10 protein-coding genes are annotated in these 10,483 nt (G+C 57.5%); 6 read left to right on the top strand and 4 right to left on the bottom strand.

The window, feature by feature from the left end; genetic code table 11:
• Positions 1-212: 212 nt before the first annotated feature.
• A complete protein-coding gene (locus AB3226_RS19935) occupies positions 213-935 on the bottom strand; it encodes a tellurite resistance TerB family protein (protein WP_367374304.1) in 723 nt (240 codons plus the stop codon).
• A 324-nt stretch (positions 936-1,259) separates the two neighbouring features.
• Between AB3226_RS19935 and ydcS the strand changes: the two genes are divergently transcribed.
• The 5 genes from ydcS (at position 1,260) to AB3226_RS19910 (ending at position 7,045) form a co-directional block, all read left to right on the top strand.
• Positions 1,260-2,411, top strand: coding sequence for a putative ABC transporter substrate-binding protein YdcS (gene ydcS, locus AB3226_RS19930; RefSeq protein ID WP_367374303.1), 1,152 nt, complete (start codon positions 1,260-1,262; stop codon positions 2,409-2,411).
• Between the two features lie 233 nt (positions 2,412-2,644).
• Positions 2,645-3,682, top strand: coding sequence for an ABC transporter ATP-binding protein (locus AB3226_RS19925; RefSeq protein ID WP_367374302.1), 1,038 nt, complete (start codon positions 2,645-2,647; stop codon positions 3,680-3,682).
• A 1-nt stretch (position 3,683) separates the two neighbouring features.
• Positions 3,684-4,631, top strand: coding sequence for an ABC transporter permease (locus tag AB3226_RS19920; protein WP_367374301.1), 948 nt, complete (start codon positions 3,684-3,686; stop codon positions 4,629-4,631).
• A complete protein-coding gene (locus tag AB3226_RS19915) occupies positions 4,621-5,445 on the top strand; it encodes an ABC transporter permease (protein WP_048393715.1) in 825 nt (274 codons plus the stop codon). Before AB3226_RS19920 ends, AB3226_RS19915 begins: the two co-directional genes overlap by 11 nt.
• Before the next feature lie 175 nt (positions 5,446-5,620).
• Positions 5,621-7,045 (top strand): gamma-aminobutyraldehyde dehydrogenase, encoded by a 1,425-nt coding sequence (locus tag AB3226_RS19910; RefSeq protein WP_367374300.1) that lies wholly within the window; start codon positions 5,621-5,623, stop codon positions 7,043-7,045.
• 187 nt (positions 7,046-7,232) lie between these two features.
• Here AB3226_RS19910 and AB3226_RS19905 read toward each other — a convergent pair whose 3' ends face one another.
• Both AB3226_RS19905 and AB3226_RS19900 read right to left on the bottom strand, forming a co-directional pair.
• Complete coding sequence (locus AB3226_RS19905) at positions 7,233-7,859, bottom strand: RloB family protein (RefSeq protein ID WP_367374299.1); 627 nt, start codon at positions 7,857-7,859, stop codon at positions 7,233-7,235.
• Positions 7,860-7,862: 3 nt separating this feature from the next.
• Positions 7,863-9,116: an ATP/GTP-binding protein gene (locus AB3226_RS19900; protein WP_367374298.1), complete on the bottom strand. Its 1,254-nt coding sequence runs from the start codon at positions 9,114-9,116 to the stop codon at positions 7,863-7,865.
• 501 nt (positions 9,117-9,617) lie between these two features.
• Here AB3226_RS19900 and AB3226_RS19895 point away from each other — a divergent pair.
• Positions 9,618-10,097, top strand: coding sequence for a Bro-N domain-containing protein (locus tag AB3226_RS19895; RefSeq protein WP_367374297.1), 480 nt, complete (start codon positions 9,618-9,620; stop codon positions 10,095-10,097).
• 71 nt (positions 10,098-10,168) lie between these two features.
• Here the strand turns inward: AB3226_RS19895 and AB3226_RS19890 are convergent, their stop codons facing one another.
• On the bottom strand, positions 10,169-10,354 hold the full coding sequence (locus AB3226_RS19890) for a hypothetical protein (RefSeq protein WP_123360676.1): 186 nt from the start codon (positions 10,352-10,354) through the stop codon (positions 10,169-10,171).
• Positions 10,355-10,483 lie beyond the last annotated feature (129 nt).

Here is a 10,483-nt window from a genome sequence, read left to right as displayed (position 1 = left end):
GGGCCGAGTTGTCCAAATGGACGCGGTCCGATGTGGGAGCGAGCCTGCTCGCGATAGCGTCCATCCAGTGAAAATCTGTTGCCTGACACACCGCTTTCGCGGGCAAGCCTCGCTCCTACAGGTCAGCGTCGACGACATTAGTCGTGTTCGACAATTCACTGTAGGAGCGAGCGTGCGGCGATCCGACTTGCCCGCGAAGTCGGTCTTAAGACTTACACCGAAGCCTGCCGCACCTGCTTCTCCAACTCTGCCTTCAACCCCGGTTCCAGCTTCAACTGCCGCGCCAGCTCATCGAGGTAGGACTTCTCCATGAAGTTCTCCTCATCCACCAGCATCACACTGGCGATGTACATTTCAGCGGCCATTTCCGGGGTGCTGGCGGCGCGGGCGACGTCGGTCGGGTCCAGCGGTTTGTTGAGTTCGGCGTGCAGCCAGTGTTGCAGCTCCTGATCATTGTCGAGCTTGCTGAACTCGCCTTCGATCAATTGACGTTCACGCTCATCGACATGACCGTCAGCCTTGGCCGCGGCCACCAACGCCTTGAGGATCGCCTGGCTGTGTTGCTCGACCTGGGCCGCCGGCAAGCGGTCGATCGTTTGCGGCTCGGTTGTGGCTGCGGTGCCCTGCTGGGCCTGCCAGTTGCCGTATGCCTTGTAGGCAATCACGCCCAATGCGGCGAGGCCGCCGTAGGTCAGGGCCTTGCCGCCAACACTGCGAGCCTTTTTGCTGCCCAGCAACAGGCCCATGGCGCCCGCCGCCAACGCACCGCCGCCGGCACCTGAGAGCAAACTGCCGAGGCCGCCGGAACTACCGCTGCCGCCGAGCAAACCGCCCAAACCACCGCTGGACGCCTTGTTCTGGGTGCCACCAGCCTTGTTCTGCAACAGATCCTGACCGGATTTGAGTAGTTGATCGAGCAATCCACGAGTGTTCATTTTGCTGCCTCCACGAATTCGGGTTAACCGGATCTTTAAGGCCACCAGCCTAGATCGAAAGTGCCCGCCGTCTCTCGATGAGAGTGCTTCCAGATGTTGCTCAACTGTCAGGCAAACCGGCGGAAACGCATCCACACAATCTATTTCATCGAATGCAGCCTTTGAGATTTGTCGACCGTGAAACCGCGCACTAGGCTGGATAAATCCATAAGAAAGCCCGGCCTCAATCTGCCTCTCACAAAGCGCACTAAGCTAATAACAAGCCACTCACGGCGCATCACCCCGTTCACTGCCCCGACCATAATTTAAAGAAGAGGGTTCACCATGCTTGTGCACAAGACCGCACTGCTCAGTGCAATCACCACGGCGCTACTGGCCAGCACCAGCCTGCAGGCCGCCGAACCGCTGAAAGCCGTCGGCGCCGGCGAAGGTCAGCTGGATATCGTCGCCTGGCCTGGCTATATCGAACGGGGTGAAACCGACAAGGCCTACGACTGGGTCAGCGCTTTCGAGAAGGAAACCGGCTGTAAGGTCAACGTCAAGACGGCCGGCACGTCCGATGAAATGGTCACCCTGATGACCAAGGGCGGTTACGACCTGGTGACGGCGTCCGGCGATGCCTCTCTGCGCCTGATCGCCGGCAAACGTGTGCAGCCGATCAACACCGCACTGATCCCCAACTGGAAGAATCTCGACCCGCGCCTGAAGGATGCACCGTGGTACGTGGTCAACAAGCAGACTTACGGCACCCCCTATCAATGGGGCCCGAATGTGCTGATGTACAACACCAAGGTGTTCACGCAACCGCCGACCAGTTGGGGCGTGCTGTTCGAAGAGCAGAAGCTGTCCGACGGCAAATCCAACAAGGGCCGCGTGCAAGCGTATGACGGCCCGATCTACATCGCCGACGCGGCGCTGTACCTGAAAACCGCCAAGCCGGAACTGGGCATCACGGATCCGTACCTGCTCGACGAAAAACAATACAAGGCCGTTCTCGACTTGCTGCGCGCCCAGCAAAAGTTGATCCACCGCTACTGGCACGACACCACCGTGCAGATGAGTGATTTCAAGAACGAAGGCGTGGTGGCTTCCAGCTCCTGGCCCTATCAGGTCAACGGCTTGATGAACGAGAAACAGCCCATCGCCTCGACCATCCCGAAAGAAGGTGCCACCGGGTGGGCCGACACCACCATGTTGCACGCCGAGGCCAAGCACCCGAACTGCGCTTACAAGTGGATGGACTGGTCGCTGCAACCGAAAGTCCAGGGTGATGTGGCGGCGTGGTTTGGTTCGTTGCCGGCGGTTCCAGCGGCGTGTAAGGCAAGCGAACTGCTGGGCGCCGAGGGTTGCAAGACCAACGGTTTCGACCAGTTCGACAAGATCGCCTTCTGGAAAACCCCGCAGGCTGAAGGCGGCAAGTTCGTGCCTTACAGCCGCTGGACCCAGGATTACATTGCGATTATGGGCGGTCGCTAGTCTGCGGAGTGAATGACGCAGATCCCTGTGGGAGCCGGGCTTGCCCGCGATAGCGGTGTGTCAGGTAGCAGAGATGTTGTCTGACACTCCGCTATCGCAGGCAAGCCAGCTCCCACATTGGATCACCGCTGTTGCCACTACCGAGTTCGACTTTACAGACAACCGATACCTCGTTTTTAGAAGTCCAGGCAAGGGCCGCTGTGACGACCCTCGCCTTTTCGGAGCTCCGCACCATGACGCTTGCAGTCCAGTTCAGCAACGTTTCCCGTCAGTTCGGCGAAGTGAAGGCCGTTGACCGGGTTTCCATCGATATCCAGGACGGCGAGTTCTTTTCCCTGCTGGGCCCTTCCGGCTCGGGCAAAACCACTTGCCTGCGCCTGATCGCCGGTTTCGAGCAACCGAGCACTGGCTCCATCCGTATTCATGGCGCCGAAGCCGCCGGGCTGCCGCCGTATCAGCGCGACGTGAACACCGTGTTCCAGGATTACGCGCTGTTCCCGCACATGAACGTACTCGACAACGTCGCCTACGGTTTGAAAGTCAAAGGCGTCGGCAAGTCCGAACGCCAAAAACGCGCCGAAGAAGCCCTCGACATGGTCGCTCTCGGCGGTTACGGCGAGCGCAAACCGGTGCAACTCTCCGGTGGCCAGCGTCAGCGTGTAGCCCTGGCCCGCGCATTGGTCAATCGCCCTCGCGTGTTGCTGCTCGACGAGCCCTTGGGCGCCCTCGATCTGAAACTGCGCGAGCAAATGCAAGGCGAGCTGAAGAAGCTGCAACGCCAGCTCGGCATTACCTTTATCTTCGTCACCCACGACCAGACCGAAGCACTGTCGATGTCCGACCGCGTGGCGGTATTCAATAAGGGCCGCATCGAACAGGTCGACACACCGCGCAACCTGTACATGAAACCGGCGACCACGTTCGTCGCCGAATTCGTCGGCACGTCCAACGTGATTCGCGGCGATCTGGCGCAGCAGTTGAGCGGCAATCCACAGCCGTTTTCGATCCGCCCGGAACACGTGCGTTTCGCCGAAGGCCCGCTGGCCAGCCATGAAATCGAAGTCAGCGGCCTGCTGCACGACATCCAGTACCAAGGCAGCGCCACCCGTTATGAACTGAAACTGGAAAACGGCCAGACGCTGAACATCAGCCAGGCCAACGTCCAGTGGCTAGACGTCAGCGCGCAACATCAGACCGGGCAGCGCATCAGCGCTCGTTGGGCGCGCGAGGCGATGATCCCGCTGCACGACAATGTTGTGGGCGGGGTGTGAGATGAACGGCGTGGCCGCTCCTCAACACCCCGCCAGCGGCTCGCCGTTGCGCCGGTTTTCGAACTTGTTATACCGCCGGCCGAACCTGTATCTGTCGCTGCTGCTGGTGCCGCCGTTACTGTGGTTCGGTGCGATCTACCTCGGCTCGCTGTTGACGTTGTTGTGGCAAGGCTTCTACACCTTCGATGACTTCACCATGGCGGTCACGCCCGACCTGACCCTGGCGAATTTCACCGCACTGTTCCAGCCGTCGAACTTCGACATCATCCTGCGCACGCTGAGCATGGCCATCGTCGTGTCGATCGCCAGTGCAATCGTGGCGTTCCCGATCGCCTACTACATGGCGCGCTACACCAGCGGCAAGACCAAGGCGTTTTTCTACATCGCGGTGATGATGCCAATGTGGGCCAGTTACATCGTCAAGGCCTACGCCTGGACCTTGCTGCTGGCCAAGGGCGGCGTGGCCCAGTGGTTCGTTCAGCACCTGGGGCTGGAGCCAGTGTTGCAGTTAGTGCTCGGAATTCCGGGCGTTGGCGGCAGCACCTTGTCGACCTCGCATCTGGGGCGGTTCATGGTGTTCGTCTACATCTGGCTGCCGTTCATGATCCTGCCGATTCAGGCTTCACTGGAACGCCTGCCGCCGTCCTTGCTGCAAGCCTCGGCGGACCTCGGGGCCAAGCCGCGCCAGACCTTCATGCAAGTGATTCTGCCGCTGTCGATTCCGGGCATCGCGGCCGGTTCGATCTTCACGTTTTCGTTGACCTTGGGCGACTTCATCGTGCCGCAACTGGTGGGCCCGCCGGGCTACTTCATCGGCAGCATGGTCTACGCCCAGCAAGGAGCGATCGGCAATATGCCGATGGCGGCCGCCTTCACCTTGGTGCCGATCGTACTGATCGCCATTTACCTGTCCATCGTCAAACGTCTGGGGGCTTTCGATGCGCTCTGATGCTTCATCTCAAGATCGGGCATCCCTGGGCCTGCGCATCGCCGCCTGGGGCGGGTTGATGTTCTTGCACTTCCCGATCCTGATCATCTTCCTCTACGCCTTCAACACCGAAGACGCGGCGTTCAGCTTTCCGCCCAAGGGCTTCACCCTGAAGTGGATCGGCGTGGCGTTCTCCCGGCCGGACGTGCTGGAAGCGATCAAGTTGTCGTTGCAAATCGCGGCCGTCGCGACGCTGATTGCGATGGTCCTCGGCACCCTTGCGTCGGCGGCGTTGTACCGGCGGGACTTCTTCGGCAAGCAAGGCATCTCGCTGATGCTGATCCTGCCGATTGCCCTGCCCGGGATCATCACCGGGATCGCGCTGTTGGCGACTTTCAAAACGCTGGGGATCGAACCGGGGATGTTCACCATCATCGTCGGCCATGCGACCTTCTGCGTGGTGATCGTCTACAACAACGTCATCGCCCGCTTGCGCCGCACGTCATACAGTTTGATCGAAGCCTCGATGGACCTCGGCGCCGACGGTTGGCAGACCTTCCGCTACATCGTCCTGCCAAACCTCGGCTCGGCGTTGCTCGCTGGCGGCATGCTGGCGTTCGCCCTGTCGTTCGACGAAATCATCGTCACCACCTTCACCGCCGGTCATGAACGCACCTTGCCGTTGTGGCTGCTCAACCAGCTCAGCCGCCCACGGGACGTGCCGGTAACCAACGTCGTCGCGATGCTGGTGATGATGGTGACCATGCTGCCGATCCTCGGCGCCTATTACCTGACCCGGGGTGGCGAAAGCGTTGCGGGCAGTGGCGGGAAATAACGGACAACTGATTCTCAATGCGGGAACCGGATCCTGTGGGAGCGGGCGTGCCCGCGATAGCGATTTTACAGTCGACATTTCTGTTGAATGTCAGCCAGTCATCGCGGGCAAGCCCGCTCCCACAGGGGGCCGGTTTCAGCAGGAAAACAAAAGCAGCTTCGATGAGGACATAGCCATGCAAACCAAACTCTTGATCAACGGCCAACTCGTCAATGGCGACGGCCCCGCCCAAGCCGTGTTCAACCCAGCCCTCGGCCGTGTGCTGGTAGAAATAAACGAAGCCAGCGAAGCCCAGGTCGATGCCGCCGTGCGAGCCGCCGATACCGCCTTCGAAACCTGGTCGCAAACCACGCCGAAAGAGCGCTCACTGCTGCTGCTCAAACTTGCCGACATCATCGAAGCCCATGGCGAAGAGCTGGCCAAACTGGAGTCGGACAACTGCGGCAAACCCTACAGCGCCGCGCTGAACGATGAGATCCCAGCGATTGCCGACGTGTTCCGTTTCTTCGCCGGCGCCAGCCGTTGCATGAGCGGCGCACTGGGAGGGGAATACCTGCCCGGCCACACCTCAATGATCCGCCGCGACCCGGTGGGCGTGATTGCCTCGATCGCGCCGTGGAACTACCCGCTGATGATGGTCGCCTGGAAAATCGCCCCGGCCCTGGCCGCCGGTAATACCGTGGTGCTCAAGCCGTCGGAACAAACCCCACTGACCGCCCTGCGCCTGGCAGAACTGGCGTCGGAAATCTTCCCGGCTGGCGTGCTTAACCTGGTGTTCGGTCGTGGTCCTACGGTCGGCAGCCCACTGGTCACTCACCCGAAGGTACGCATGGTGTCGCTGACCGGTTCCATCGCCACCGGTTCGAACATCATTTCCAGCACCGCTGGCAACGTCAAACGCATGCACATGGAACTCGGCGGCAAGGCGCCGGTGATCATCTTCGACGATGCCGACATCGACGCCGCCGTGGAAGGCATTCGCACCTTCGGTTTCTACAACGCCGGCCAGGATTGCACCGCCGCCTGCCGTATTTATGCGCAAGCAGGCATTTACGACCAGTTCGTCGAGAAGCTCGGTGCGGCCGTCAGCAGTATCAAGTACGGCTTGCAGGACGATCCCTCGACGGAACTGGGTCCTCTGATCAGCGCGCAACATCGCGACCGCGTGACCGGATTGGTCGAGCGCGCCATGGCACAACCGCACATTCGTTTGATCACTGGCGGTAAAGCGGTGGAAGGCAACGGCTTCTTCTTTGAACCGACGGTGCTGGCGGACGTGCAACAGGACGACGAGATCGTGCGCCGCGAAGTGTTCGGGCCGGTAGTGTCGGTCACCAAGTTCACCGATGAAGCGCAAGCACTGGCCTGGGCCAACGATTCAGACTACGGCCTGGCGTCATCCGTCTGGACCACGGACGTCGGCCGCGCGCATCGTCTGTCTGCACGCCTGCAGTACGGCTGCACGTGGGTGAATACCCACTTCATGCTGGTCAGCGAAATGCCTCACGGCGGTCAGAAACTATCCGGTTATGGGAAAGACATGTCGATGTATGGGCTGGAGGACTACACCGTTGTGCGGCATGTGATGTTCAAGCATTAAAAGCTTCGCTCCTACAGGAACTGCACTGAACCTGTGGGAGCGTGGCTTGCCCGCGATGGCGTCGCCGCACAATCAAGGAAGGCATCGATAACGCGCACCGCCAGATTCCACGCCAAAAACCAGAATAAATTGAACCGATCTAACACCATCAACCCTGCTCACATCTCTGTGGGCAGGGTTGATGGCGTTAGATCGGCTGAGGCTTGGAGAGGGTTTCGAATTCATCCATCAGCAGATGGATTTCGGTACTGGGATTGGGTTCGCCGCTGATGGCGACGTCTTCGAGAATCTTGGGTGCCAACGCTCTGGCTTTCTGAAAAGGCTCACCCAATAGCTGAGCAAAATAGCTGATGTCTTTGCCCTTCTGGTACTTATCCATGTTCGGCTTTTCTCTGAGGCTCTTGGCTACCAAGTCGCCGGGAGAGTTTTTCCCAACAGATCTAAATGGCTTTCGATTGAAGCCGAAGTGCAAAAGAAGCCAAAACTCAAAACAGGGAAACGATGCTATGACTTTGATTTTCGGATGAGGCCTCGCCAGATCTATCGCTCTCTCAAAACATTGATGCGTATCGCGATCCAATGCACAAAACACTCTGTCGAAACGTTTCTGACGGGCAATGGCTCTTTCTACTATTCCGCTCGGGTGCGTGACACCGCAGTGGGCAATTTCTACCTGAGCTTTGGCGCGAAAATGAAAGGCGGCCTCCTCCAGATACCGTTTTCCTGACTTGCTATCTTCACAGAGAACCAGCACTTGGGGCTGAGGCTTGAATCTTGATTTCTTCCGATCAAATGATTTTGTCGAGTGCTGCATTGATCACCCCCGCCTGATCAGCGGCAAACCGCGGTAACGGCCTTCAAAGTAGCGTTTCTCGACATCCTCACCCTCTCGCCCTTCAAAATCGTGAACGGAAAAAACACTGGTTGCACCATTGGCACCGCGCTCAGTGATCCAGAATTGATCACGCCGCAGAATTTTTGCATTCATTAGATGAGTATCGTGTGTCGTAAATATCAGCTGAGTATCCAATCCGCTATCGAGATGTTTCCCGATCAGATCAGCAACTATTTCAGGATGGAGGCTGCTGTCCAACTCATCGACAGACAGTATCCCGCTTCCATCTGCGCGATTGATCATGAACCAGGGCAGCCAAAAGCCAATCAGGTTTTTTGTACCTCCGGACTCTTCTGAAAAATCGAATTCTGCTGTTCCCAAGAGACTTGTATGTGTCAGGGTTACTTTGTCTTTTTGGGCCGCAGCGAAGAATTCTTTAAGCGTGAGCTTTTTCTTGGTCGCAACAGCATCTGCATCCTCAGTATTGAGTTGAATAGCAGACACCGGAATATCCACGGCCCTTAAGAACTCCTTTAAATCGACTGTGTAGTCCGAGGCAACCTGCAAAAACCTGATGGAGGCGGCAGACAGCCCCATCATATTGTTCTGCTCAATGACAAGAAGACCGGTTTGAAACCAGGTAAACGGCGCTCGCAACTGAGTCAGTTCTTCGCTGCTGTTCGCAACGGCCTGCGAAATAAATAATAGCTTCGGGCTCGTCAGGCGCCGCCAGGCATTGTGGACATCTTTCCCCCCCTCAAGACTTGAACCAAAAACATACTGCTCTCCCTCATCACCAAAACGACGTTCATACAGCAGTGTTTCTTTCCCTTTGGGATAGGAAACCAGCTGCTCCGTGATTATCCGTTGTGAAGTAATGCGCAGGACAAACCGATATCGGAGCCCTTTTTGAATGAAGTTGTACTCAAAAAAACTGGGCTCGTTCTTGAGCTGCGGATCAAAACGAAACGGTGAAACCGGCAGCGGTTCATCATTTGAGGAGGGGGTCGTTGCGAGCAGGCGTCCCATGATCCCCATCGCCTGGATAAGGGAAGACTTACCGGACGCGTTTGGCCCGTAAATCGCCGCTACCTTCAACAAGTCCGGTAGTTTTTCGCCACTCACGGAAGGTTTGAATACATTGCGCTTTTTACTCAGGCGTGGGGTCGCAACCATGGATAGGGTTTGCGCCTCACGGAAGGAGCGATAATTGGAAACCGAAAATTCGATCAACATGTAGAAATCCTGCACTTAATTCCTGAAAGCAGAATAAATATAGGAAAAACCATTCATTTGGCGCTGTCTCCCTGCACCTCGTGCAAAAACAGGAAATTCCTACAGACGGGGCCTTCAAGTAAAGGCAACGATTCCTACAACAAGTGTCGCCAGAGTAGACTTGGCGCCGCGAGCACCTGAACGATAGGCTTCACCTCGTCGCTGCCAAATCAGCGACCCGGGGTCGAAGCCGGAACAAATCAAAACGGTGCTTACACGCCCCCCATAGAACTATGGCTGTTTCATGCCTTCAGTTCTGCTTTATGGCGGGCCGTGTGGCGCGGGCCTTCCGGCTTCCGTTTTGATTGGAAGTGTCCCGACTTCGAACGCCACTCGGTTCGCCACCCAATCTGTCGAAGGATTGGTGGCGACTTTCCCAATCAAAACGGAAGTCACCTTAATGTCTAAGCAGGCTCGAAATTCGTCCAGAACAGCCCTATGCCGTCTTCTGGAAGGCAGGTCATGACCCATCCTCATTTCATCCCTACCGTCTTCACCCGCCACAACCGATTCCTCCACGCCATCATGCAAGCTAACCAAGCCTGGTTCTGCGTCCAAGACCTTGGTCGCTTAATGGGCCGACCGCTGGACCAACGACTCACCCTGAAGCTCGATCCTGACCAACGCCAATATGTCTGGCTGCTGAAAAACGGCAAAACGGTCGAATCACTGATGGTCAGCGAATCAGGGATGTATGCCCTGCTCGTTCATCATTTCGTACCGGAAAACCGAAACCTGCGCCAGTGGCTGAGCAACGAGGTCATGCCCATGTTGCGTGATTCGAACGCGACATCGATGGAAAACATCCCGAGCCTGAGTTCGTTGCAGTGGGCCGGGATCTCTGTACCGCTGCTGCATTGGCAGCAACAGGCCTGGATCAAATGGCGCGACATGCCTGATCTGATGCAAGCACAGCGACCATTCACGATTGGTAGCCGTTGAGCTGATGCACAAGGGGACGGACTTTTACCGTCCGTCCCCTTGGTTTTCCAACACTACTCAATCCCCTACCGTTAAAACCGCGAAACACTCCTCATCGCATCCACCAGATACCGCATCGCAATCCGGTCACTCTCCGACAGCTCGCGATACCGCTCCACCAACTTCAACTCCTCCGAACTGAGCCGACGCCTTCGCCGACCGATGGCCAGGCAAGGGAAGATTCCTAATATTTCAGTGATGCCTTGTACTTTCGACATGGACGATGTCCTTCTATACGTCAGAGAAAACTTCAAAACCGCATCGCCCTATCACTTTCAGCGGTCACCTTGTGCCTGCCGAACCCACCGGCCTGAAGGGCCGAAACCGGTCATGCCTCATAGAATAGA

It is taken from the genome of Pseudomonas lini (assembly GCF_964063345.1).
Classification (GTDB): domain Bacteria; phylum Pseudomonadota; class Gammaproteobacteria; order Pseudomonadales; family Pseudomonadaceae; genus Aquipseudomonas; species Aquipseudomonas lini_B.
This window is presented reverse-complemented; position numbering and strand designations above follow the sequence as displayed.